Origin of the sequence: Meridianimaribacter sp. CL38 (genome assembly GCF_004328055.1) — a bacterium.
GTDB lineage: Bacteria > Bacteroidota > Bacteroidia > Flavobacteriales > Flavobacteriaceae > Gaetbulibacter_B > Gaetbulibacter_B jejuensis.
This window is the reverse complement of record NZ_QKWS01000001.1, coordinates 986,933-1,012,715: the sequence shown is the minus strand read 5'-3', so window position 1 is coordinate 1,012,715 and position 25,783 is coordinate 986,933. Positions and strand designations below refer to the sequence as shown.

The 25,783-nt window shown below is 32.0% G+C and carries 23 protein-coding genes and 1 tRNA gene; 15 read left to right on the top strand and 9 right to left on the bottom strand.

From position 1 onward, the window contains the following. Window position 1: 1 nt before the first annotated feature. Window positions 2-1,228, bottom strand: coding sequence for a M28 family peptidase (locus tag DMZ43_RS04625; protein WP_131506417.1), 1,227 nt, complete (start codon window positions 1,226-1,228; stop codon window positions 2-4). 41 nt (window positions 1,229-1,269) lie between these two features. Between DMZ43_RS04625 and DMZ43_RS04620 the strand changes: the two genes are divergently transcribed. Continuing rightward, the gene (locus tag DMZ43_RS04620) at window positions 1,270-2,385 is read left to right on the top strand and encodes a PD40 domain-containing protein (RefSeq protein WP_131506416.1); all 1,116 of its coding nucleotides are present in this window, start codon (window positions 1,270-1,272) and stop codon (window positions 2,383-2,385) included. Here DMZ43_RS04620 and DMZ43_RS04615 read toward each other — a convergent pair. Continuing rightward, window positions 2,382-4,799, bottom strand: a complete 2,418-nt coding sequence (locus DMZ43_RS04615; RefSeq protein WP_131506415.1) for an outer membrane beta-barrel family protein — start codon at window positions 4,797-4,799, stop codon at window positions 2,382-2,384. The genes DMZ43_RS04620 and DMZ43_RS04615 overlap by 4 nt on opposite strands. Window positions 4,800-4,940: 141 nt before the next feature. Here DMZ43_RS04615 and lepA point away from each other — a divergent pair, with 141 nt between their 5' ends. Further along, the gene (lepA, locus tag DMZ43_RS04610) at window positions 4,941-6,737 is read left to right on the top strand and encodes a translation elongation factor 4 (protein WP_129759819.1); all 1,797 of its coding nucleotides are present in this window, start codon (window positions 4,941-4,943) and stop codon (window positions 6,735-6,737) included. Here lepA and DMZ43_RS04605 read toward each other — a convergent pair. Beyond that, a complete protein-coding gene (locus tag DMZ43_RS04605; protein WP_131506414.1) occupies window positions 6,734-8,554 on the bottom strand; it encodes a sodium:proton antiporter in 1,821 nt (606 codons plus the stop codon). The two genes, lepA and DMZ43_RS04605, sit on opposite strands and share 4 nt — an antisense overlap. 146 nt (window positions 8,555-8,700) lie before the next feature. On the opposite strand from DMZ43_RS04605, the gene DMZ43_RS04600 reads away from it, so the two are divergent. The 5 genes from DMZ43_RS04600 (at window position 8,701) to DMZ43_RS04580 (ending at window position 14,109) form a co-directional block, all read left to right on the top strand. Continuing rightward, a complete protein-coding gene (locus DMZ43_RS04600; RefSeq protein WP_131506413.1) occupies window positions 8,701-9,558 on the top strand; it encodes an MBL fold metallo-hydrolase in 858 nt (285 codons plus the stop codon). A gap of 18 nt (window positions 9,559-9,576) precedes the next feature. Next, window positions 9,577-11,181, top strand: coding sequence for a S8 family peptidase (locus DMZ43_RS04595; RefSeq protein ID WP_131506412.1), 1,605 nt, complete (start codon window positions 9,577-9,579; stop codon window positions 11,179-11,181). Between the two features lie 3 nt (window positions 11,182-11,184). Beyond that, the gene (gene rnpA / locus DMZ43_RS04590; RefSeq protein ID WP_131506411.1) at window positions 11,185-11,559 is read left to right on the top strand and encodes a ribonuclease P protein component; all 375 of its coding nucleotides are present in this window, start codon (window positions 11,185-11,187) and stop codon (window positions 11,557-11,559) included. A 7-nt stretch (window positions 11,560-11,566) separates the two neighbouring features. Next, complete coding sequence (locus DMZ43_RS04585; protein ID WP_131506410.1) at window positions 11,567-13,201, top strand: S41 family peptidase; 1,635 nt, start codon at window positions 11,567-11,569, stop codon at window positions 13,199-13,201. A gap of 68 nt (window positions 13,202-13,269) precedes the next feature. Beyond that, window positions 13,270-14,109 carry an OmpA family protein gene (locus tag DMZ43_RS04580; protein WP_131506409.1) on the top strand — a complete coding sequence of 280 codons (840 nt, stop codon included), beginning with the start codon at window positions 13,270-13,272 and terminating at the stop codon, window positions 14,107-14,109. 1 nt (window position 14,110) lies between these two features. Here the strand turns inward: DMZ43_RS04580 and DMZ43_RS04575 are convergent, their stop codons facing one another. The 3 genes from DMZ43_RS04575 to rpiB are packed head-to-tail and all read right to left on the bottom strand — an operon-like array spanning window position 14,111 to window position 15,931. Beyond that, a complete protein-coding gene (locus DMZ43_RS04575; protein ID WP_131506408.1) occupies window positions 14,111-14,560 on the bottom strand; it encodes a GNAT family N-acetyltransferase in 450 nt (149 codons plus the stop codon). After that, window positions 14,560-15,471, bottom strand: coding sequence for a cation diffusion facilitator family transporter (locus tag DMZ43_RS04570; protein WP_131506407.1), 912 nt, complete (start codon window positions 15,469-15,471; stop codon window positions 14,560-14,562). The genes DMZ43_RS04575 and DMZ43_RS04570 overlap by 1 nt, the downstream gene beginning before the upstream one ends. Window positions 15,472-15,496: 25 nt before the next feature. Continuing rightward, window positions 15,497-15,931, bottom strand: coding sequence for a ribose 5-phosphate isomerase B (gene rpiB, locus DMZ43_RS04565; RefSeq protein WP_129759810.1), 435 nt, complete (start codon window positions 15,929-15,931; stop codon window positions 15,497-15,499). 884 nt (window positions 15,932-16,815) lie between these two features. Between rpiB and rnr the strand changes: the two genes are divergently transcribed. The 4 genes from rnr (at window position 16,816) to DMZ43_RS04545 (ending at window position 20,790) form a co-directional block, all read left to right on the top strand. Further along, window positions 16,816-19,005 carry a ribonuclease R gene (gene rnr, locus DMZ43_RS04560; protein ID WP_131506406.1) on the top strand — a complete coding sequence of 730 codons (2,190 nt, stop codon included), beginning with the start codon at window positions 16,816-16,818 and terminating at the stop codon, window positions 19,003-19,005. A 1-nt stretch (window position 19,006) separates the two neighbouring features. Continuing rightward, window positions 19,007-19,306, top strand: coding sequence for a heavy metal-binding domain-containing protein (locus DMZ43_RS04555; RefSeq protein WP_131506405.1), 300 nt, complete (start codon window positions 19,007-19,009; stop codon window positions 19,304-19,306). An 89-nt stretch (window positions 19,307-19,395) separates the two neighbouring features. Beyond that, window positions 19,396-20,070, top strand: a complete 675-nt coding sequence (locus DMZ43_RS04550; protein ID WP_131506404.1) for a head GIN domain-containing protein — start codon at window positions 19,396-19,398, stop codon at window positions 20,068-20,070. A gap of 45 nt (window positions 20,071-20,115) precedes the next feature. Then, the gene (locus DMZ43_RS04545) at window positions 20,116-20,790 is read left to right on the top strand and encodes a LysE family translocator (RefSeq protein ID WP_129759806.1); all 675 of its coding nucleotides are present in this window, start codon (window positions 20,116-20,118) and stop codon (window positions 20,788-20,790) included. Between the two features lie 33 nt (window positions 20,791-20,823). Here the strand turns inward: DMZ43_RS04545 and DMZ43_RS04540 are convergent. From DMZ43_RS04540 to DMZ43_RS04530, 3 genes are all read right to left on the bottom strand, one after another. After that, window positions 20,824-20,894, bottom strand: a tRNA-Cys gene (locus DMZ43_RS04540). A gap of 91 nt (window positions 20,895-20,985) precedes the next feature. Next, window positions 20,986-21,351 (bottom strand): dihydroneopterin aldolase, encoded by a 366-nt coding sequence (gene folB / locus DMZ43_RS04535; RefSeq protein ID WP_131506403.1) that lies wholly within the window; start codon window positions 21,349-21,351, stop codon window positions 20,986-20,988. A 48-nt stretch (window positions 21,352-21,399) separates the two neighbouring features. Further along, window positions 21,400-21,609, bottom strand: a complete 210-nt coding sequence (locus tag DMZ43_RS04530; RefSeq protein ID WP_131506402.1) for a zinc ribbon domain-containing protein — start codon at window positions 21,607-21,609, stop codon at window positions 21,400-21,402. Window positions 21,610-21,734: 125 nt separating this feature from the next. Between DMZ43_RS04530 and DMZ43_RS04525 the strand changes: the two genes are divergently transcribed. The 4 genes from DMZ43_RS04525 (at window position 21,735) to DMZ43_RS04510 (ending at window position 25,767) form a co-directional block, all read left to right on the top strand. Then, window positions 21,735-23,738, top strand: a complete 2,004-nt coding sequence (locus DMZ43_RS04525; RefSeq protein WP_131506401.1) for a glutamine--tRNA ligase/YqeY domain fusion protein — start codon at window positions 21,735-21,737, stop codon at window positions 23,736-23,738. Between the two features lie 68 nt (window positions 23,739-23,806). Then, complete coding sequence (locus DMZ43_RS04520; protein WP_129759803.1) at window positions 23,807-24,289, top strand: DUF1761 domain-containing protein; 483 nt, start codon at window positions 23,807-23,809, stop codon at window positions 24,287-24,289. Window positions 24,290-24,351: 62 nt separating this feature from the next. Further along, window positions 24,352-25,506 (top strand): GNAT family N-acetyltransferase, encoded by a 1,155-nt coding sequence (locus tag DMZ43_RS04515; RefSeq protein WP_131506400.1) that lies wholly within the window; start codon window positions 24,352-24,354, stop codon window positions 25,504-25,506. Between the two features lie 54 nt (window positions 25,507-25,560). After that, window positions 25,561-25,767 (top strand): hypothetical protein, encoded by a 207-nt coding sequence (locus DMZ43_RS04510; RefSeq protein ID WP_131506399.1) that lies wholly within the window; start codon window positions 25,561-25,563, stop codon window positions 25,765-25,767. The last annotated feature ends 16 nt before the right edge of the window (window positions 25,768-25,783 follow it).

Genomic DNA, 25,783 nt, shown 5'->3' with positions numbered 1-25,783 from the left:
ACTAAAACTCTATTTCTGCTTCTACTTTATCCTCTCCTCTTTTTACAGTCACTTTAGTTTTATCACCTGAGTTAAAACTTGATAATGCTCGCATATAACTCATCATATCTGTTACCAAACTATCTCCTAATTGTATAACAATATCACCTTTTTGAAGCCCTGCTTTTTGCGCTGGTTTATCTTCGCTAACACCATCAATTCGCATACCTTCTCCATCAAACAAATAATCAGGAATTACACCTAAACCAACTTTAAATCGTGGTGTTTCTTCACTTTCATTTTTAGTTTTTCTGAAGGCTAACTTTCCGTTATCATCAAGGTCTGAAATAATATCAAAAATATAGCTTGAAATGGTTTCCATTCCTTCAAAATTCAACTTTTCAGTATCGTCACCTGGTTTATGGTAATCTTCATGCTGACCTGTAAAAAAATGCAGCACAGGAATATCGCTATTATAAAAAGAGGTGTGATCGCTTGGACCAACACCAGATTCATTTTCAATGATTTTAAATTTAGAATTGTTTGCTTTTACAACTTGCTTTAAAATAGGAGACGTACCAACACCATAAACCGCAAGCGTACTATCTTGCTTTAGTCTACCAACCATATCCATGTTTAGCATGTAATTGGCTTTTTGTAAGTCTATTGTCGGGTTTTTTGTAAAGTAGTTAGACCCTAACAATCCCATTTCTTCGCCAGAAAACGCCATAAACAAATAGTTGTTTCCTGTATTTACGCTTTTAAGTTTTCTAGCTAAATCAAGCAATACTGCTACACCACTTGCGTTGTCGTCTGCTCCATTATGAATCTCATTAGTTTCTCCTCTGTATAACGATCCTTCTGCTCCATACCCCAAATGGTCATAGTGTGCTCCAATAATAATAGTATTCTCTGCTTTATTATCTAAAAACCCAATAACGTTAGTTCCTGTTATAGAGCTGTCTCCATCCTTAACAGTGTAATTAACCTCTTGGTGAGGATCTGTTTTTGGTTTAAAAGAAAACGCTTGGTAAAACCCTTCGGTTCCTTTAGCTGTAAATCCTAAATCTTCAAACCTTTGAGCAATATATTCAGCTGCAGCTTTTTCACCATCGGTTCCTGTTTGTCTTCCTTCAAGCGCATCATCTGCCAAAAAAGTAACATCATCCTTAATTTTACTGCTTAATGTTTCGGTTTGTTTGCAACCTAATAGCGATATAAAAAAAACTAGTAGCGATATTCTCTTCATGATAATAATCTTATTTTTGAGCAAATTTAGTCAATAATAGTATGAAATACACATTACTTTCAATTTTAGCTTTAGCCCTTTTAGGTTGTAAAAACGAAAACAAAACCACTACTAACGACACACAAGATACAACTGTTGCTGTTGAAAAGGAGCAAAAAGAGTCTTTAATATATCCTGAAGAAACACATTTTAAATCCCTTCGTCAAGTAACTTTTGGAGGTGATAATGCTGAAGCCTATTGGAGTTTTGACGACAAGCAATTGGTATTTCAATCTAACAATAAAGGTTGGAATGTAGGTTGCGATCAAATGTTTTTAATGAATGCTACAGACACGTTTACTGATAGTATTGCGCCTAAAATGGTAAGTACTGGAAAAGGCAGAACAACATGCTCTTATTTTCTTCCTGATAACAAACATATTATTTATGCTTCAACACATTTGGGTGGTGAAGAATGCCCAGAAACACCTTTGCGTAAAAACGGAAAGTACATTTGGCCAATTTATGACAGTTACGACATTTTTGTAGCTGATTTAGATGGAAATATTGTAAAGCAATTGACCAACGAAATTGGTTATGATGCAGAACCAACAGTGTCTCCTAAAGGCGATAAAATTGTATTTACATCTACTAGAAGTGGTGATTTAGAATTATACACCATGAATATTGACGGAACTGATGTTAAACAAATTACCAACGAATTGGGTTATGATGGAGGTGCTTTCTTCTCTCCTGATGGTACTAAATTGATCTTCCGTTCATCAAGACCAAAAACCGAAGAAGAAATTAAAGAATACAAAGCGCTTTTAGCAGAAGGTTTAGTAGAACCTACTGAAATGGAACTGTACATTTGTAATGCTGATGGAAGTGATTTACGTCAACTAACTAGTTTAGGAAATGCCAACTGGAGTCCGTTTTTTCATCCTAGTGGAGAAAAAGTGTTGTTCTCTTCAAACTTTGAAGCTGAACGCGGATTTCCTTTTAATTTATACATGATTGATCTTGATGGTAAAAACCTTAAACGCATTACTCATGGCGAAACATTTGATGCGTTTCCTGTGTTTTCAAATGATGGAAAATATTTAGCGTTTTCTTCAAACCGAAATAATGGTGGTGGTCGTGATACCAACTTATTTATTGCTGAATGGCAAGACTAATTGCTTTCTGACTGCAACCTGTTACGCTCTTGAAGGTTACTGGTTCTTGAGTTAGAGCTTAGGTTGGTATTTCCAAACATGTATCTAAACCCTATTTTAATATAACGGTTATCAACATCAGTAAAAAGTTTACTGTTTTGGTTTAAGTAACGTGATCTATCAGTAAAATCTTGTCGGTTAAACAAATCTTCAGCTGAAAGTGAAATGACTCCTTTTTTATTGAAAACAGACTTCGAAATTGACAAGTTTGAAGCTAAGCGTCCATCAACCTCTCTAAGTCCTTGAAGGTTTTTTCCAACCCAATACATGGTTAAGTTAAGGTTGAGCGTTTTGTCTTTTAAAAAGGTAAAATCATTTTGTAAAACACTATACGTGGACCATATATCTCGTTTTAAAACCTCAGTATCAAACGTTTCGGTATCTTCAATATTGTAAACTGAAAATACTCCGTATAAAAACCATCTTTCGGTAATATAAGAGCTAAGAATAAAATCAAAACCATACTCAACAGTGTTGTCAAAGTTAACAGGAACATACGATACTAAATTGGTTTCGTTATCCTGTATTGGTAACTCATAAATGTTGTTTTTTGATTTCTTATAATAGGCTTGAATAGTATAGCTGTCGTTTAAAGTAAATCCTGCATCTACATAATTATCGATAACTGGTCTAAGAGAAGGATTTCCTAAATAAACTGTATTGTCATTAATGAAGAAGTGAAACGGATTTAAACTTTCGTAATCTGGTCTTTGAATGCTTCGTTTGTAATTAGTATAAAAACTAAGGTTGTCAGATATTATATAGTTTATACTTGTTGTTGGAAACCACTCTAAATAGTCTTGTTTGTTAGTTTCGTTATTACTTATAGAAATTCCTGTAACATTGGTTTGTTCTGCTCTTAACCCAAGAGCTAAACTAAACTTTTCCCAATCTTGAGAATAGTTTACATAAGCTGCTAAAATAGCCTCTTCATAATCAAACGCATCAGTATTTTCTGGGTTTAAAACTTCACTACCGCCTACAATATCGTATTGCGTAATATCGCTATTGGTGTTTATAAACGAAGCCTTTGCTCCTGCTTCAAAAAGAGAAGAATCGCTAATTGGTAATGTGTAGTCAGCTTTTGAAGTAAAAATTTCAGTCTCTTGGTTGTTGTTTGTGTTATAACTCGTTGACTCAATAAAAGAATCGTCAGCATTGTAATAATTACTCAATACATCTTGTAACCTATTGTAATCATAGTTGGTATAATGTGCATTTAAAGACAACTTTTCTCCAGGGTTTTTAAATAAATGAGTATAGTCTAAATCCAATCCAATATTATGCTTTTCATCTGATGATAAACTGTTGGAATCATAATAAAACATTAAGCTTTCAGTATTATCAAAAGCATTGGTAAGGTTGCTTATTTTATACTTAAAATCAGGCAACCAAAGTACTGTAGAAGATAAACTCAACGTGTTTTTTTCATTGATATTATAATCAAAATTGAAGTTGAAATTATGGGTTTTTGACCATGTGTTTCGATTAAGTTCAGATTTCCAAGTCTCTTCAATATCTAAGTTATCATCTAAAAAATTAACCTCTTCCCTATTGTTTCTATTAATTTTATTCTGCGTATAACTGTAGTTTGCAGAGAAGTTTATTTTTTCAGATTTAAAAAAGTGGCTTGTTCCTGCATTATATCTAGGAAAAACACCTTGAGTGTAATTAGCAAACACATTACCTCTATACCCTGTAATAAGGTTTTTACTCATTACAATATTTATAACAGCTCCACTTTCAGCATCATATTTTGCCGAAGGATTTGTAATAACTTCTACAGCTTTTATGCTATTAGCCGATGCACCTTCCAGTAATTGACTTAGTTCTGCAGCAGTTAAATGTACCTTTCTGTCGTTTATATAAACCGTTGGCTCTGTGTTTTTAACCAATAAGTTGTTGTCTAATACCAAAACTCCTGGTGTACTTTTTAAAACCTGAAGCATATTACCTTCAGTTAATGCAGAGTTTTCAATATTAAAAACGACTCTATCAGCTTCTTTTTTTACTGTTGGCTTTTTATAGGTAAGTGTAATTTCGTCTAAAGATTCTTGTTTTTCTTCTAAAATAACATCTTCAAGAACAAGATCTCCATCTACTACAATAGTTATAATATTGTCTTTGTAACCAATAAAGCTCGTTTTTAAGAGATAAGTATCACTCTCTATATCAAAAAAACTAAAAGCTCCCTTATCATTAGAGGAAACACCTTTAACAATAGTTGAATCACTAGTCATTAATATTACATTAGCGTAGGACACAGGGTTGTTGTCAATATCTAGTACACGACCAGAAATAGTAAACTCTTGACTTAGGCTAAGTAATGGGATAAAAAACAGTAATAATTTTATAATTCGTTGAATAAAATTCAAATTTTTATAATTTAATATTGCAATATACTATTTGTTTTAGAATTTTTTTTACTGAAAAACCGTAAACGTGTATAAAAGAAAAAACTATAAACCTTAATAAATCGATTATATTTGCAAAATCTTAGGATGAAGAATTGCACTATGAAGAACATTAGAAATTTTTGTATAATAGCACATATCGACCATGGCAAGAGTACTCTTGCTGATAGGCTGTTAGATTTTACTGGTTCGGTTACCGACAGAGAAAAACAAGATCAGCTCTTGGACAACATGGATTTAGAGCGTGAACGAGGTATCACTATTAAATCGCATGCTATCCAAATGGAGTATATGCACAATGGCGAACAATATGTTTTAAACCTTATTGATACTCCTGGTCACGTAGATTTTTCTTACGAAGTATCGCGTTCTATTGCTGCCTGTGAAGGAGCGCTTTTAATTGTTGATGCTGCTCAAAGTATACAAGCGCAAACTATTTCTAATTTATATTTAGCTCTTGAAAATGATTTAGAAATCATTCCTGTGTTGAATAAAGTAGATTTACCTAGTGCAAATCCTGAAGAAGTTACTGATGATATTGTAGATTTATTAGGTTGCGACCCTTCTGAAGTTATTCATGCTAGTGGAAAAACAGGGTTTGGTGTTGAAAATATTTTATCTGCAATTATTGAGCGTGTACCTGCTCCTAGTGGTAATCCAGACGAACCATTACAAGCTTTGATTTTCGACTCCGTTTACAACCCTTTTAGAGGTGTTGAAACTTATTTTAGAGTTATTAATGGTAAAATTAGAAAAGGGCAAAACATTAAGTTTATTGCAACTGGCAAAACGTATTTTGCTGATGAAGTAGGAACTTTAAAGCTTAAACAACAGCCAAAGCAAGTTATTAACGCTGGTGACGTTGGGTATTTAATTACTGGTATTAAAGAAGCTAAAGAAGTAAAAGTTGGTGATACTATTACTGATGCTAAAGAGCCAACTAAAAACGCTATTGAAGGGTTTGAAAACGTAAAACCAATGGTGTTTGCTGGTATTTACCCTGTAGATACTGAAGATTATGAAGATTTAAGAGCGTCTATGGAAAAGCTTCAGCTTAATGATGCTTCTTTAGTATTTGCTCCTGAAAGTTCTGCGGCTCTTGGTTTTGGATTCCGTTGTGGATTTTTAGGAATGTTGCATCTTGAAATTATTCAAGAGCGTTTAGAGCGTGAGTTTGATATGACAGTTATCACAACCGTTCCTAACGTAAGCTACCATGCGTTTACCAACAAAAACCCTGATGAAATCATCATTGTTAACAACCCAACCGATTTACCTGAACCTTCTACACTTAACCGAGTAGAAGAACCGTACATAAAAGCAACTATTATTACTAAAGCCGATTTTGTTGGTCCTGTAATGAGCTTGTGTATAGAAAAACGTGGTGTCATCACCAATCAAACATATTTAACACCTGAGCGTGTTGAACTATCTTTTGATATGCCTTTAGCTGAAATTGTTTTTGATTTTTATGATCGTTTAAAAACGGTTTCAAAAGGTTACGCATCTTTTGATTATTCTCCTATTGGAATGCGTGCTTCAAAACTTGTAAGGGTTGATATTTTATTAAACGCACAACAAGTTGATGCGCTTTCAGCATTAATTCATGCCGATAATGCCTACACCATAGGTAAAAAAATGTGTGAAAAGCTAAAAGAGCTTATCCCAAGACAACAATTTGATATTCCTATTCAAGCTGCAATTGGAGCTAAAATTATTTCCAGAGAAACTGTAAAAGCACTTCGTAAAGATGTAACTGCAAAATGTTATGGTGGAGATATTTCGCGTAAACGTAAACTTTTAGAAAAACAGAAAAAAGGTAAAAAACGTATGCGTCAAGTAGGTAATGTTGAAATACCTCAACAAGCGTTTATGGCTGTATTAAAGCTTAACGATTAAAGTCCTTCGGGTTTTCCTAAGTATACTAACTGAAAGCCTTTTTCTATTTCAAAATTCTTATCTAAAGAGCAAAGTATATGTAGCTCTCCTGATAGATCTTTTATAAATAGAGGTATTGCTTTTTGTTCAGCATTTAAGCGCTCAATGGTCTTTAAATACATTTCTTTAGACTCTATATTTATTTCATTAACTACAGGATAGTCTCTTGCAACTTCACTAAAGTTTAAGTAATCGTCTTTCTTAGAGAAAATAATATCAGTTGGAATAGATTCTGGATGCTTTATTTCTTCAGCAGAAATTAAACGATACGCTCCAGATTCTCCCAAATGCTTTTGAAATTTATTGATAGAGTGTCTGTTTACCTCATCACTTCCTGTAAGTGCAAGTAAATATCCAATATCGCTTAGCTCAACATCGTTAGATAAGTCTTCAGAATACACATTAGCTTCCATTGCGTCAATATCTTTTGCTCTGGCTTTATCGATATTCTCTTTGTTACTATCAATTAACACCACATGTCGTCCATTATCAATCAAGTATTTTGCAATAATTCTAGACGCTTCAGACGCTCCAATAATTAAAATTCCGTTGCTTGATTTTAAGTAAACGCCTATCCATTTTGAAAAAGATCGTGCTGTTGTAGCATTAAGTAATACGGTTACTAAAACTGTTGTAAACACTAAAGGAGTAATATATTCAGCTCCTGGTTCTCCTTTTAAAACTAGCTTTGTACCAAATAAAGAAGCAATACCTGCAGCTACAATACCTCTTGGTCCAACCCAACTAATAAATAGTTTTTCGTTGACTTTTAACCTAGAATTTGTGGTGCTTAAGAACACACCTAATGGACGAAGAATAAAAATGATTATTGCCATTAATATGGCAGTGTTCCAATTGAAAACAATTTCTAAATCTTCAATATTTACATTGGCAGATAGCAAAATAAAGAGTATAGAAATAAGTAAAACACTTAACGACTCTTTAAAATATAATAATTCTTTAAGGTTAGGAAGTTTGCTGTTACCTAGCACCATTCCCATAACCACAACAGCTAAAAGACCCGATTCGTGTGCAAAAACATCAGACTCTACAAACACTAAAAGCACAACTGATAATGCTGCAACATTCAATAAATAATGAGGAATTAAATGCTTTTTAATAGCAAAATACAATGCTAATGCTGCTGTTGTACCAAAAGAAAATCCAACAATTACAATTTTCCCAAACTCAATAAATGCCTGTAATGTGTAACCACTATCATCTCCAATACTTATAAACTCAAAAACCAAAACCGCTACTAAAGCTCCTATTGGATCAATTAAAATACCTTCCCATTTTAAAACTGCAGAAACGTCTTTTTTAAGCGGAATATTTCTTAAAATAGGTGCAATTACAGTTGGTCCTGTAACTATTATTAATGCTGAAAATAGAAATGATATTTTCCAGCTTAAGCCAAAAATAAAGTGAGTTGCAATTCCTCCACCAATAAATGTAACAGCTGCTGCAACACTTATCAATTTTAAAATTACTGGTCCTACTTTAGATATTTCATTGCGCTTAAGGGTTAAACCTCCTTCAAAAAGTATGACACCAATTGCTAAAGATACAAAGCTGTAGAGGCTTTCACCAGGAAAGAGTCCTTTGGTTCCGTTCCAAACAGGTTCAATCCATTTTGAGCCATCTTGAGATAGTAATGTAGAAATTGGCCCAACAAATAATCCTATTAATATTAAGGGTAAAATTGCAGGTATTTTAAATCGCCATGCAACCCATTGTGCTAATATTCCTAAAATTACAATTCCTGAAAGTTCAATCATGTATTTTATTTTTTGTTAAAATACTAATAAAAACCATAACCATACATTACTCAACGGTAAAATAATTGGTTTTTAAAAGTATTATAGTGCGCTTCAATCACTTAAATTCCTTAGTATTTTTTTAATTTGCATAAAAATAAAATGTTATGAAATTATATCCTATTGAATCTGGAAATTTTAAGCTTGATGGTGGTGCTATGTTTGGTGTTGTACCAAAATCGTTATGGCATCGTACCAATCCAGCCGATGCTAATAACATGATAGATATTGCTGCACGTTGTTTGCTTATTGAAGATGGAAATCGGTTGATTTTAATCGATACAGGAATGGGAGACAAGCAGAGCGACAAATTCTTTGGATATTATTACTTATGGGGAAATGACACTATTGATAAATCTCTAAAAAAATACGGTTTTCATAGAGATGATATTACTGATGTGTTTATGACGCATTTACATTTTGACCACTGTGGAGGTAGTGTACAATGGAATAAAGATAGAACAGGATATGAACCAGCATTTAAAAACGCGCGTTTTTGGAGCAATAAAGACCATTGGTTGTGGGCAACTCAACCTAATAATCGTGAAAAAGCTTCGTTTTTGAAAGAAAATATTCTTCCTATGGAAGAGAGTGGTCAGCTAAACTTTGTATCGTTGCCTGAAACCGAAATTTTAAAGAATTCTGAATTAGGTTTTGATATCTTTTTTGCAAATGGACATACTGATAAACAAATGATTCCTATAATTACTTATAAGGATATGAAAATATGTTTTATGGCCGATTTACTACCAACTGCAGGTCATTTGCCTTTACCTTATGTTATGGGATACGATACACGACCTCTATTGACCTTAGATGAAAAAGAAGCTTTTTTAAATCTTGCAGCAAATGACAATTTTTACCTATTTTTAGAACACGACGCTCACAATGAGATTATAACTGTACAGCATACCGAAAAAGGTGTAAGACTAAAAGATGTTTACAGTTGTAGTGATTTGTTCTAAAAAACGTAATTGTAAAACATGAAAACAATTAAAGCTTTATTTTTTTACTTACTACTTGTGTTGCTACATAATTGTGGGTCGTCTCCTATTATCTCAACACCAGAAGAGAATATTGACAACATTCCTTTAAAAATCTCTAATTTATCTGAAAGTGAGCTAAAAAAATGGAGTCATTTAGACTTAACAAAAGACACAATTCCAGGTATAAGCCTTGAAAAAGCCTACAGCGAAATTATTAAAACCAATAAAGGTGTTACAACCATAGTTGCTGTTATAGATTCTGGAGTAGATATAAACCATGAAGACCTTTCAAGTTCTATTTGGGTAAATACTAAAGAAATTCCAAACAATGGAAAAGATGATGACAATAATGGCTTTATAGATGATGTTAACGGTTGGAATTTTATAGGTGATACTTATGACGAGCAATTTGAGTTTGTAAGGTTAATTGTAAGTGGAGATTCTTCCAACCCACGATATGCTGATGCGCTTTTTGAATATCAAAAACAGTATCAAAAATACACTGAAGCAAAAACCAATACTGAGAATCTTATTCAACAAGTAACTACTGCAGATAATAGAATTTCAAGTTATTTAAATAAAAAGAACTATACCAAAGAAGACGTATTTGCTATTAGAACAGAAGACCAAAATGTATTGGAAGCGGTTTCAATAATGAGATCTGTTTACACTTACAATTTTGAAACTGTTGATGCCATTAAAGCAGCTTTAAATAAAGATTTGAAATTAATAAACGAGCGATTAACAGTTCATTTAAATAAAAACCTAAAAGGCAGAAAAACTAAAGACAATCCTAACGATATAAACGATATAGGTTATGGAGATAATAATGTAAAACCTTATGATGCTGAAGAAACCCATGGCACTCATGTTTCAGGTATAATAGCAGCTAAAAGAGACAACAACAAAGGCATAAATGGTGTTGCAAACAATGTAAAAATTATGCCTATTCGTAACACACCTAATGGAGATGAATATGATAAAGACATTGCTCTAGCCATACGATATGCTGTTGATAATGGAGCAAAAATTATCAATATGAGCTTTGGTAAATACTTTTCACCTCATAAAGAGTGGGTTAAGGATGCTATTTTATATGCAGCAAGCAATGATGTACTCATTGTTCACGCAGCAGGTAACGATGCATTAAATTTAGATTCTTCTCTTAATTTTCCTACTGATGTTGATAATGGAAAAGAAATTGCGGATAACTTTATAAATGTTGGTGCAACCTATTATCGATATGGTTCCGACCTAGTTGCAGATTATTCTAACTACGGAAAACAAAATGTTGATATTTTTGCTCCTGGTTCTAGTATTTATTCCACAGTTCCTAATAATTCTTATGAGTCTGAAGGAGGAACTTCAATGGCTGCTCCATTGGTTACAGGAGTTGCAGCATTAATTCGTTCACAATACCCTAATTTAACAGCATCACAAGTAAAAAAAGCTATTTTAAATTCTGGTTTAGAAATTAATACCAAAGTAATTGTTGGTGGAAATATTGGAGATATAAAGTCTTTTGATACCTTGTCAAAATCTGGTAAACTATTAAATGCCTACAACGCATTATTAGAAGCTTCTAAACTAAACAACAACTAATTAATGTTCACCTACAACAAAAAAGAAAAATTAAAGAGTAAAAAGCTTATTGAACAACTTTTTGCAGAAGGACAATCGGTTTCAGCTTATCCACTTAAGCTTATATACTTGCCTGTAAATTTTGATGATTCTGTTTCATTAAAAACAGGTGTAACTGTTAGCAAAAGAAAATTTAAAAATGCTGTTGATAGAAATCGTATCAAACGATTAATGAGAGAAGCCTATAGATTAAACAAGGCTGTAATTTTTAACAACATTACAACACAATATGCGTTAATGATTTTATACATTGGTAACGATGGTATAACTTTTGAGGTATTGGACACTAAAATGAAGGTTTTACTGAACAAATTCTTAAACGCATCCTCAAATAACTAAACTTAAGATGAAAACATTACTACGAAAAAGAATATTCATTCCTGTTTTGGCACTTTCAATTTTTGTAACAACAAGTGCTTTTAAAAGTGAGTTTTTTGAAATAGCAAAGCAAATTGAAATCTTCACGACGCTATTTAAGGAACTTAACATGAATTATGTTGATGAAACCAATCCTGGAGATTTAATGGATACTGCCATTAAAAGTATGTTAGAAGATCTTGATCCTTATACCAATTTTATGAACGAGCAAGATGTTGAAGCTGCTCGTATAAACAATACTGGCGATTATACAGGCATTGGAGCAAGCGTTTTAACACTTAAAGACAAGTTGGTAATTGTAGAACCTTACAAGGATTATCCTGCAGATAAAGCAGGCTTAAAAGCTGGTGATGAGATTATAAAAGTTGAAAATGTTGTTGTTGCCGATTTTAAAGATGATGCTGGCAATTTATTACAAGGTGCTTCTGGTACAACAGTAAATGTAACTTTTGTAAGACAAGGAAAAACACAAACAGCAGCTATAAAACGCGAAGCAGTAGAAATTCATGCTGTTCCTCATTTTTCAATGATTAATGATAAAACAGGTTATGTTGTTTTAAGAAAGTTTAATGATAAAGCCTCTAGCGAAACCATTAACGCTATAAGAAGTCTTAAAAACCAAGGTGCCGAAAAATTAATATTGGATTTAAGAGGAAATCCTGGTGGTTTACTGAGTGAAGCTGTAAATATTGTTAACATTTTTGTACCTCAAAACCAGTTGGTAGTTACTACAAAATCTAAAGTTAAAAAATACAACAAAACCTATTACACACAACGCGAAGCTATTGATACCGAAATTCCATTAGTGGTTTTAATAGATGGTAGAAGTGCTTCAGCAAGCGAAATTGTATCAGGTGCTTTACAAGATTTAGATAGAGCAGTTGTTGTTGGTGCAAGAAGTTTTGGAAAAGGTCTTGTACAGCGACCAAAACCGCTTATTTATGGAACTCAAATGAAAATAACCATTTCTAGATATTACACACCATCTGGAAGATGTATACAAGCTTTAGATTACTGGAATAGAGATGAAAATGGTAAAGCAACCAGAGTTAAAAAAGAAAACTATAGTGCATTTAAAACTAAAAAAGGAAGAACTGTTTACGATGGTGGCGGAATTCAACCTGACTTGGAATTAGTAGAATCGGTTTATAGCCCAATTACAAACGCTATTTTAAATGATAACTTAATATTTAATTATGCTACTGAATATTACTACAATAATAGTGTTACAGATTTGAAATCGTTTAAACTTTCAGATAGTGATTTCAATAATTTTAAAGCCTTTTTAGATAAGAATAATTTCAACTTTGAGACCAAAACCGAAAAAGCTTTTGAAGAGGCTATGGAAGTAGCTAATGACGAGCAAATTTATGCTGCTATAAACAATGAATATACAAGCTTAATTAATACTATAAATACCTATAAAAATAGAGCTGTAGATAATAATAAAGACCAGTTACTATCGCTTTTATCTGATGAAATTGTAAAACGTTATTTTTATAGAGAAGGACTGTATGAATATTATTTAGCTAACAACCTTGAAATTCAAAAAGCAAAGGAAATTCTTAAAAATCCTTCAACATATTCAAGTTATTTAAATTAATTATTTGACTGTATTTTATGTTAAAAAATAAAAATAATTTATCTTTAATTCCCCTTTTTTAAAGAAAAATGAAAAAACTAATAGTCTTACTCTTTTTAATATCTCAATTTGTTTGTGCTCAAAAAGAACTTACTCACGAAGTGTATTTTGAAACAGATAAATATGATGTTCCTGAAACTGAGCATAGTAGACTATTAATGTTTTTATCAAAAATTGAAGGGTTAGATATTGAAAAAATATCCATTTACGGCTTTTGTGATGATAGAGGTAGTGATGATTACAACTTGGTTTTATCACAGCAAAGGGCAAATTCTATCAAAGAAATATTTTCAAATAACGAGTTTGACGAGTCAGTCATTACAAATGTTGATGGAAAAGGAGAAGTATTATTAAAACTTGTTAAAGAAGAAGACATTAATAAAATACGTGGTTTAAATCGTAAAGTTCAAATTATTGTGCATCCTTATGATCCACCTAGAGTTGTTGTTGAAGAACCTAAAAAACAAGATGTAAAAGATGCTTTAAAAGGCGAACTTAAAGCTGGTGATAAATTTACTTTAGACAATATTTTATTTAAAACAGGTTATAGTTATTTGCTTCCAGAATCAGTAAAAACATTAGAAGACATTGCTAAAGTACTTGTTGAACGCGATGACATTTACTTTACTATACAAGGTCATGTGTGTTGTACGCAAAATAGTAGAGATGCTATTGACCGAAGAACAAAAAAACGAAATCTTTCTGTAGCTAGAGCTAAATATATTTATGACTATTTAGCTAAAAAAGGTGTGGATAAACGCCGAATGAAATATGTTGGTATGCGTCGTAAATTTCCGCTTGGTGGCGAACCAAAATATGATAGACGTGTGGAAATTTTAGTAACCTACGTTGGTGGTCAAGATAATTAGTTTACGCTTCTTTGTAAACCATAGCTATATGCGGAATGCCATCTTCAAGATACTCCTCTCCTATTGCTTTAAATCCTAAATTATTATAAAACTTATTTAAGTAACATTGCGCTGATATTTTTATGTCGGTTTCGTTGTAGTGTTCTTTTATAGCTTGTATAGAAGCCTCCATAATATCATAACCATATTTATGCTGGCGTTCTTTTTTAGCAACTACAACTCTACCAATACTAGCTTTTTCAAAGTAATCTCCTGGTTTAAAAATACGTGTGTAAGCTACTACAACATTGTTTTTATAACCTAAAACATGAAGTGCTTTTTGGTCTTTTCCATCAATATCTTGATATACACAATCTTGTTCTACAACAAAAACTTCGCTTCGTAATTGTAGTATATCATATAATTCTTGAGTAGTTAATTCTTGAAATGTTTTGGTTGTAATATCTAGCATTAGTCTTGTACGATAACTTCTTTAGGATCTTCTTTATTAAACTCTGGTTGTATGGTTACATGATTTATATTAAACTCGTCATGTAATAGGTTTTCTATTTCTAACAATAAGTCATTAAATTCTGATGTTGAAATATCTTCTTTTAAATCTAAATGCGCTTCTAAATGCAGTTCGTCATCACTTAAATTCCATATATGCACATGGTGTAGTTTATTCACTTTTGGAAGCTTATTAACAACACGAACCACAGCTTTAATATCTATATGTTCTGGTGTAAAAAGCATCAGCATTTTAGTTGATGTTTTTAATAAATGATAGCCAACAAAAATTAAATACACAGCTATTAAAAAGGTAAGCAAACTATCTACCCAAAACAACTGAAAATACTTCATTAATAAGCCACCTATCAATACTGCAACACTTGCTAACATATCTGTTAATAAGTGTAAGTAAGCTGATTTTATATTAATATTATTATCAGAATCTTTTTTTAGCAGTAACACACTATAACCATTACCTGCTATTGCAATAAGAGACAACCAAATAACAAGGTTTGATTCTATATTTTGCGGATCTTGAAAACGCTCAATAGCTTCTTTTATAAGTATTACTGCAACAATTATTAAGGTTGCAGCATTTACAAAAGCCGCTAAAATTTCGGCACGTTTATAACCAAAAGTTCTATTTATTGATGCTTTTTGCTTTGATAATTTTGAAGCTATATAACTTACAATTAAAGACAGTACATCACTAAAATTATGCAGCGCATCACTTAACAACGATAAACTACCAGAAACCAAACCACCTATTACTTGAGCAACTGTAATTACAGTATTAAGTAATATGGTAATTAAAAGCTTTCGGCCTTTTAAATCTTTATGATCGTGGTTATGTGCATGCGAATGACTCATAGTTTACCAACTTAAAAATTGGTAATTAACAAGATAAAGGAATCTTATCAATACGGTTTTGATGACGACCACCTTCAAAAGCTGTATTTAAAAATACATCTACCATTTTAATAGCTTGCGGTATTGATGTAAAACGCGCAGGAATACAGATAATATTTGCATTATTATGTAATCGTGTGAGTTCAGTAATTTCGCTTGTCCAGCAAACGCCAGCTCTAACGTTTTGATATTTATTTGCTGTCATAGCTACACCATTTGCGCTACCACAAATAAGAATACCAAAATCTACCTCTTTATTATTAACATCTTTAGCTACAGGATGTACAAAATCTGGATAGTCTACACTATCTTCAGTATCTGTACCATAGTTTGTAATAGAATACCCTTTAGATTCTAAATGGTTTACAATAGCTTTTTTGTAATCTGGACCTGCGTGGTCGTTACCAATTGATAATTTCATGTTTTTGTTGTGTTGTTGTTGTTGTAAAAGACATAAGATTTTAATGTTGAAATAAACTTCAAAACATTACTATCTTAATTATGGAGTAAAGGTACAAAATGTCCTTATAAACACTTATGTTATGTAGGTAATAGTTAACAATTAATTAGCATTGTTAATAGTTAATCAAATAGTAGCTCATAACTTGTTAATAACTGTTTACTTCTTTCTGAAAGAAATATTTTTAAATCTCAATTTTATTTACAAACAAAAATTGAAACCAATAAACCAAAAAATAACTTCGCTTTTTTTAGCTGACTTTTAAGCCATCTTTTTTACGTTTATAAACATAGAAATTTGAAAATATTATCAATATTTGGTTATTAACATGAGTTATTAACAGCTGTTAATAGCTTTTAAAATAGTTCTAAAAATGAATGTATTAGATGCGTTTCTAATGTTAACTAAATATCAATAGAATGTAAACTACGTGTTTTCAAAATAAAATTTAAAAAAGTTATTCCAGCTATTAACAAACAATAATAATCATTAATATTTTTTTTAAATTTTTAAAAAGAAAAGATATTATATATATAAATGTGAATAACTGCTTTCTGTTCATTTTATCAAATAGTAGTCTTCTATTTATTATTTCATTGTGTTATAAAACTATTAATTAATCTAGGCTGATAATTCATTTAATATTTAAATCGTAGCTTTGTATCAAATAACTTGGTGCAAGCACTTAAGGCATGAATAAGAAAAGAGTTTTAACGTCGAAGCAAGCCTAGGAAGATTTAAATCTCGATTATCGAGTAAACTTATAACCAGTACTTCACTTTTATTAGGTTATAAAATAACAGATTCCTATCTTTAATTAGGAAATGAAAATGATTACATAATACATGGCAAGAAAGAAAAAAAGGAAACCTTCACATAACAAGATTTCCAACCTTACTAATACAATCTTAAGTATTTTAAAAAAAGAGAAAAATAAAACGTTTAACTACAAACAAATAGCTGCTAAACTTGGTGTAAATGATGCCAGTAGCAGAAATCAAATTATAAAAAAACTTCAGCAACTTAAAGCGAAACAAGAAATAGAAGAAGTAGATCGTGGTAAATTTAAAGCCATTGTTACTGCAGAATATCACACAGGTATTCTAGACTTAAACGCTAAAGGTTCAGGTTACGTTATTTGTGACGATTTTGATGAAGACGTTTACATTGCTTCAAACAATATAAATAAAGCGTTAGATGGAGACGAAGTAGAATTCTATGTTTATAAACGTCGTAAACGCGGAAAGTTTGAAGGTGAAATTACCGAAATTATAAAACGTGCAAAAAGCGAATATGTTGGTGTCATTCAGTTACATAGCAACTATGCTTTTGTGGTGCCTGATAGCAATAAAATGTACAAAGATATTTTTGTACCAATTAATAAAACCTTTAAAGCTGAAGATGGTGACAAAGTACTAGTATCTCTTGAAGATTGGCCTGAAAAAGCCGATTCTCCTTACGGAAAAGTGATAAAAGTTCTAGGAAAACCAGGAGATCATAATACCGAAATTCATGCCATTTTAGCTGAATATGGTTTGCCTTACGAATTCCCGTATGAGGTAGAAAATTATGCCAATAATATAGATACTTCAATCACGAAAGAAGAAATTGCTAAACGTCGTGATATGCGAGATGTGTTGACGTTTACTATCGATCCTAAAGATGCTAAAGATTTTGATGATGCCCTATCATTTCAAGTATTAGATGATGGTTTATACGAAGTTGGTATTCATATTGCCGATGTATCACATTATGTAAAACCAGATACAGTTTTAGATGACGAAGCTTACGAGCGTGCAACTTCAGTATATTTAGTAGATCGCGTGGTACCAATGCTACCCGAAATTCTATCTAACAACGCGTGTTCATTACGACCACATGAAGAAAAATATACCTTTTCAGCAGTTTTTAAAATCAATGATAAAGCTGAAGTTAAAGACCAATGGTTTGGTAGAACAGTCACTTATAGTGATGCACGTTTTGCTTACGAAGAAGCGCAAGCCATTATAGAATCTAAAACAAACGAAATTCCTGCCGAAGTATCTTTAACAGGAAAAGCTTACAATACCGATCAAAAAATAGCCGATGCTACATTAAAACTTGATGAATTGGCTAAAAAAATGCGTTCTAAACGTATGCGTTCTGGTGCCATTTCTTTTGATAAAGTAGAAGTGAAGTTCAACCTAGATGAAACCAATAATCCGGTTGGTGTGTTCTTTAAAACTTCAAAAGATGCTAACAAGTTAATTGAAGAATTTATGCTGTTAGCAAATAAAAAAGTAGCCGAATTTATAGGAAAACAAAAACCAGAAAAAACCTTTATATATCGTGTGCACGACGAACCAGACGATAGTAAATTGGCAGCTTTACAAAATATTGTTGGACGTTTTGGTTATAAACTCAATTTTAAAGACCGAAAAAGTACAACAGCTTCATTAAACAATTTATTAAAAGATGTTGCTGGTAAAAAAGAACAAAACCTGGTTGATACGCTTGCGATACGAAGTATGAGTAAAGCAGAGTATACCACGCACAACATAGGTCATTACGGATTAGCATTTGACTATTATAGTCATTTCACATCGCCTATACGTCGTTATCCTGATGTTATGGCACATCGTTTATTACAACATTATTTAGATGGCGGAAAAAGCGCTAATGAAGCTATTTATGAAGATAAATGTAAACATTCCAGTAATATGGAATATTTAGCCACAAAAGCTGAACGTGATAGTATCAAATACATGCAAATTAAATTTATGCAAGATCATAAAGACGAAGAATTTGTAGGCGTTATTTCAGGAGTGACAGATTGGGGAATTTATGTAGAAATTATTGATAACAAATGCGAAGGTATGGTTCGTATTCGTGATATAAAAGACGATTATTACGAGTTTGACGAAAGCCAATACGCTATTGTAGGTCGCGAAACTAAAAATATCTATCAATTAGGTGATGAAGTGATTGTAAAAGTAAAAGAAACCGATTTAGTTAAAAAACATTTAGATTTTACATTAATAGGAAAACACGAGTAATATGATTTTAACAACCACAAATACCATTGAAGGACATCAAATTATAGATTATTTAGGTTTAGTCACTGGAGTAGGCGTAAATAGTAAAAAAGTATCATTCTCCTTCAGTATGGATAAATTTTATAACTCGTTAGAGCAAAGTATAAACGAAGTTAAAGAAGATGCATTTCAAAAATTACAGCAAAATGCAATCAATTTAAAAGCAAATGCTGTAGTTGGAATACATTTAGACATAGAAACATTTCCTAATACAACAGCCATAATAGTTTCAGTAACAGGAACCGCAGTTTCTGTGGCTTAATTCAATTTTTGGTACAATTACTGTAACAATAACGTTTTTATAACATCTTTACTATAATAGTACACGTAAATATAATAAAACACTTACACATGAAAACGTTTATAACCATTGCATTTTTAGCATTAACTTCAATTATAACAGCACAAAATCCTAAAGAAAAAGGAGTAGGAGATTTTACCGAAGTAAAAGTTTTTGATAGGATAGAAGTGAATTTAGTTAAATCAGACGTTAACAAAGTTGAAATCACAGGTGATGATATTGATGATGTAGAAGTTATTAATAAAGATGGAAAACTTAAAATAAGAATGAAGTTTAATAAAATCTTTAATGGTGACAGAACATTTGTTGCTGTACATTACACTAAGTTAGATATTATTGATGGTAACGAAGGTGCTTTTATTTCTTCAAATGAGCTTATAAAACAAGATTATATAGAACTGAAATCTCAAGAAGGTGCTCGACTTAAAATAGGATTGGATGTTAAAAAAGTTGACATCAAAGCAGTTTCTGGTGGAGTAGTTGAAACCAGAGGAAAAGCCGAATCTCAAGATATAGTACTTAACACAGGAGGTGTTTATGAAGGTAAAGCTTTCGAGACCCAAAATACTACTGTAAGTATTAAAGCAGCTGGTGAAGCAGATGTTAATGCATCTAAATTAGTTGATGCTAAAGTTAGAGCAGGAGGAGATGTAAATATTTATGGAAGTCCTGCTACAGTAAACGAAGACACAATGTTAGGTGGAAGAATTAAACGTATGAACTAATTAATACGTCTTTTTTATTAGCTTTGTAGGAAACTTATTTCCTATATGTTTGATGATATTTTAGCTGCAATTCCCTTCGGAATAATCCTAGCATTCACTATTGGTCCAGTATTTTTTGTACTGCTCGAAACTAGTGCTACCAAAGGATTTAAAAGCGCTTTAGTATTTGATTTTGGAGTTATTTTCGCTGATATTGTTTTTATCCTAGTCGCTTTTTATAGTACCAATAAGCTTATCGATAAGATAAAAGACGATCCTAATTTCTTAATTTTTGGTGGTGCTCTTTTAGTGGTTTATGGTGTTATTTCTTTTATAAAAACATCAAAATCCTTCCGAACAATCGTTAGAGAATATCATAAAGTTGAAATGCCTAAAAATGCATATGGTAAATTATTCATTAAAGGATTTTTACTCAATTTTATCAATATAGGAGTACTTTTAGGATGGTTAGGATTTATCGTTATTGGAAGTTCTATTACCGAATCTGAAAATGGAGTTACTGTTTTTATAGCTACAATGCTTACTGTTTATTTTCTTGTAGATTTAGTGAAAATAGCTATCGCAAAAAGATTACGTAACAAATTAACACCAAGACTCATCTACAAAACTAAAAAAATCATTGCTTTAGTGATTTTAGGTTTTGGTGTATTATTATTAGTTCAAGGTATATTTCCTAAAGGAAAAGAACGCATTCAAGAAGAAATTGAACATAGGCTATAAAAAAAACCTCCAAGAAATACTTGAAGGTTTTTGAGGCGTCAAGCGGATTCGAACCGCTGTAGAAGGTTTTGCAGACCTCTGCCTAGCCACTCGGCCATGACGCCAATTATTTCTGCGAAAGCAGAACTCTCAATTTTCTTAAATAGAAAACAAGAGTTGGCAAATGTAAAAAAAATAAAGTTTTTACACTATTTACTACTTATTTTTTCGTCTTTCTGTCATTTTTATCGTTACCATTTCTACGTCACCACCTATTGGAGGGTTTAATTTACTTACACAAACAGTAACCTTTTTAACCTTTTTATCTTCTTTTAAAATACGCTTAATGATGCGTTTAGCAACAGTTTCAAGAAGGTGAGATGGTTGTCCCATTTCCTCTCTTACAATTCTGTTTAAAAACACATAATCAACAGTATCCTGGAGTTGATCTGTTACAGCCGATGTTTGTAAATTTGCCTTAATCTCTAAATCTACACGGTAATCACTACCTATTTTTGTTTCTTCTTTTAAACAACCGTGATGCGCAAACACACGAATGTTTTCAACTTTTATAATTCCCATAAAGCAAAAATACGACACAGATTGGTATGGCAAATAAAAACTAAAAAATTAATTCGTAAAGAAATCAAATACGTTGCTTATCGCGCTAGTTTTGGTTTTATAAAATTCTGTATACGTACAGCGTTCACATGTTACCGCTGTAAATTTCTGATTTTGAATATCAAATATTTTTGATAAAGTACCTCCAGTAGCACGCATTTGTCTTACTTTATATGTTCTGTTGTGACATTTTGGGCATTCGTAATTTCTATGTTGCATGGTTTTTGGTTTTATTTATAGGTAGTAAAAACAATTGATATGTTACATTTTATAAGTTATTACAACATTAAATTCATATAAATTTATCTAATTTTGTACTTCTCATTTTGAAGGTAAAATAGATTATGTCAGAAGAAACAAAATCACTCAATTTTATTGAGCATATTATAGAAGAAGATTTAACAAACGGATTAGAAGCTTCTAAATTACGTTTTCGTTTTCCACCAGAACCAAACGGTTATTTACACATTGGGCATACTAAAGCGATAGGTATTAGTTTTGGTTTGGGTGAAAAGTATAACGCACCTGTAAATCTTCGTTTTGATGATACCAATCCAGCTAAAGAAGAGCAAGAATATGTAGATGCTATTAAGAAAGACGTAGCGTGGTTAGGGTATCAATGGGAAAATGAATTATACTCATCAGATTATTTTCAGCAATTATATGATTGGGCTGTTTTATTAATAAAACAAGGTAAAGCCTATGTCGATTCGCAATCTAGCGAAGCTATGGCAGAACAAAAAGGAACACCAACACAACCAGGAGTCGATGGTCCTTATCGCAATCGTTCGGTTGAAGAAAACCTAGAGTTGTTTGAACGTATGAAAGCAGGCGAATTCAACGAAGGCGATCATATTTTACGTGCAAAAATAGACATGCAACATCCTAATATGTTAATGCGCGATCCAATTATGTATCGTATTCTTAAAAAAGCACATCACAGGACAGGAAACGATTGGTGTATTTACCCAATGTACGATTGGACACATGGTGAAAGTGATTATATCGAGCAAATTTCGCATAGTTTATGTTCGCTTGAATTTAAGCCGCATAGAGAGCTTTACGACTGGTTTAAGGAGCAAGTGTATGAGTATTCAAAAAGCACTTATCCAATGCTTCCTAAACAGCGTGAGTTTGCACGTTTAAATTTAAGTTATACCATTATGAGTAAGCGTAAGCTACTTAAGTTGGTTGAAGATGGTATTGTAAACGGTTGGGATGATCCTAGAATGCCTACTATTTCTGGGTTAAGACGTCGTGGTTATACACCAGAATCTATCCGAAATTTCATTGAACGTGTTGGTGTTGCAAAACGCGAAAATGTTATTGATGTATCTTTATTAGAATTTTGTGTTCGTGATCACTTAAACAAAACTGCACCACGTGTTATGGCAGTTTTAGATCCACTAAAAGTGGTTATCACTAATTATCCTGACGATAAAGTAGAATGGTTAGAGGCTGAAAATAATCCTGAAGACGAACAAGCAGGTTCTAGAGAAGTTCCTTTTTCAAAAGAAATATATATTGAAAAAGCCGATTTTAAAGAAGAAGCAGGAAGTAAGTTTTTCAGGTTAAAACTTGGTGGTGAAGTTCGTTTAAAAAACGCTTACATCATTCAAGCAAATGAGGTTGTAAAAGATGCTAACGGAAATATTACCGAAGTACATTGTACTTACGATACTGATACGTCTAAAAAAGTAAAAGGAACATTACATTGGGTATCCATTAAGCATGCTGTTGAAGCCGAAGTTAGAGAATACGATCGTTTGTTTATGGATGAAGCACCAGATAGTCATCAAGACAAAGACTTTATGGAATTCTTAAATCCTAATTCGTTAAACATTACCAAAGCATTTGTTGAGCCTAGTTTAAAAGAAGCTAAAGTAGGAGATAGGTTTCAATTTCAACGTTTAGGATATTTTAATGTTGATAACGATTCTACATCTAATGCTTTAGTATTTAATAAAACAGTTGGATTGCGAGATACTTGGGAAAAACAAAAACCACAAGAAAAGCCGCAACAACAAAACAAACCTAAACAGCAACAACAGCGTAAAGCTATTAATGTTATTCAGCAATTAGGAAAAAAGTACACGAATTACCCAGAAGATAAACAGGCTAAAGTAAAAGCTGAAATTCTTGAATTAGCCAATGAGGTTAGTTATGACGAGTTAGAGCCTTTATTTGGAACTGCTGTAAAAAAGGTTGGAACACGCATTGCTGCTATGCTTACTTTAAAAGTATTATTAGCAAATGGTTTAGAAAAAAACGATGCTATTAATGAGTTTATAGAAAAAGCTTTAGAAGATAAAAATGCATTGTTGGTAGAAGAAGCTAAAGCGCTTTAATAGATAATAAAACAGAAATTGTATTTCAATAATTACTATCTTTAGTACACTAACTAAAACATTTCATTATGGAAATCAATTTTTTAGCACTTTTAGCAGCTGCAGTTTCTGCATTGATTATTGGTGCAATTTGGTACAATCCAAAAGTATTTGGTACAGCTTGGATGAAAGCTGCTGACATGACCGAAGAAAAAATGCAAGGCGCCAATATGGCTAAAATTTTTATCCTTGCATTTATTTTTGCGTTCTTATTAGCCTTTGCTTTACAGTTTTTAACCATTCATCAAACTGGTGCTTTAGGTATGGTTGGTGGCGATCCTAGTCTTGCAAAACCATCTTTTGAAGCATTTATGGCAGATTATGGTACTGCTTTTAGAACCTTTAAACATGGTGCTTTACATGGCACAATTGCAGGAATCTTTATCGCATTACCAATTCTTGGAACCAATGCGTTGTTTGAAAGAAAAGGCGCAAAATACATTTTTATTAATGCTGGCTATTGGATTGTTACTATGGCAATCATGGGAGGCATTGTTTGCGGATGGCAATAAATTTTGTAATGAATTATAACATAAAAAGACTGACATAAGCGTTCAGTCTTTTTCTTTTTACATTGATACACTTTAAAATATACAATTCTCAAAATGATTTACCTGATTCGTGGCAAGCACTAACCACGCATGATGTATTTCTTCAAAAACCCTATTTAACAGCTGTTGAAAACGCCTCACCAGATAATATGTCATGGTATTATATAGGTGTTTTTAATGCTGAAAATTTAGTGGGTATTGCTATCATTCAGCGTGTACAATTGTATGTTGAAGATATTTTTAGAAACCATAAAGACTCTTGTTTTCAAGAACGCGTAAAACATTATGTTTCTAAAGTGCTTAAAGGAAATGTTTTGGTTGTTGGAAACCTTATGCATACAGGACAACACGGTTTATATTTTAATGCTGAAGCCATATCAGAACGTGATTTTCTTTCTTGTGTTTTCGATGCTGTGTATCAGTTGAAAAAAGACATAAAATCATCAAAAGGAAAAACCATAAGAACCTTAATTTTTAAAGACTATTTTGAAGATGATTCTATTCATTCGTATTCAGAATTGTTTAAAACGAATACATTCAGAAAAGTCTCGGTTCAACCCAATATGATTATGCCAACGCATAAAAATTGGAATACCTTTAATGATTATCAAATCAGTTTAAATAAAAAATATCGACGACGTTTAAAAACAGCTCGTAAAAAGGCGAGTGCTATTCAAAAGAAAGAATTAAACCTTGATGCTATTGAAGCTCATTCAGAATTGTTATTTAGCCTTTATAAGAACGTTTCTGATAATGCAAGGATAAATACCTTTATACTTCCTAAAAATCATTTTTACACGCTTAAAAAAGAGCTAAAAAACCAATTTAAAGTCTTTGCGTATTATCTTGATGGTACTCTTGTAGGTTTTTATACATTAATTCTGAATAATAAGGTGCTTGAAACCTATTTTCTTGGGTATGATAGCGCATATCAATACAACCATCAATTGTATTTGAATATGCTGTATGACATGGCAGAATTTGCTATAAACAACAAATTTGAACATACTGTTTATGCAAGAACAGCAATGGAAATAAAGAGTTCGGTAGGTGCAAAACCTAAAAATATGTTCATATACTTAAGGCATACAAACGTGTTGTTAAATGCTGCTTTAAATTTGATTTTTAGCCTAATGAATCCAACAAGAGATTGGGAAGAACGCCATCCTTTTAACTAATCCTTAATACTGTTTGGCTTATTTTTTTTGTATTTTAAGATAAACTCAAATAGTATGGAAACTGCAAAAGATTTAATAACAGAAATATCAGTATTAACGAGAGAAATTGAAACCAATTATCCTGAAATTTATGAGCATTTGGATGAAAACCCAATGACGATTCCTAATATGGAGCATCCAAAAGTCAATAACAAAGCACTTGAGGATTATTTAGAAAGTTTAAAACAACTAATTAATAAACACAAAAAAGCCTCAAAATAACTTTGAGGCTTTTACT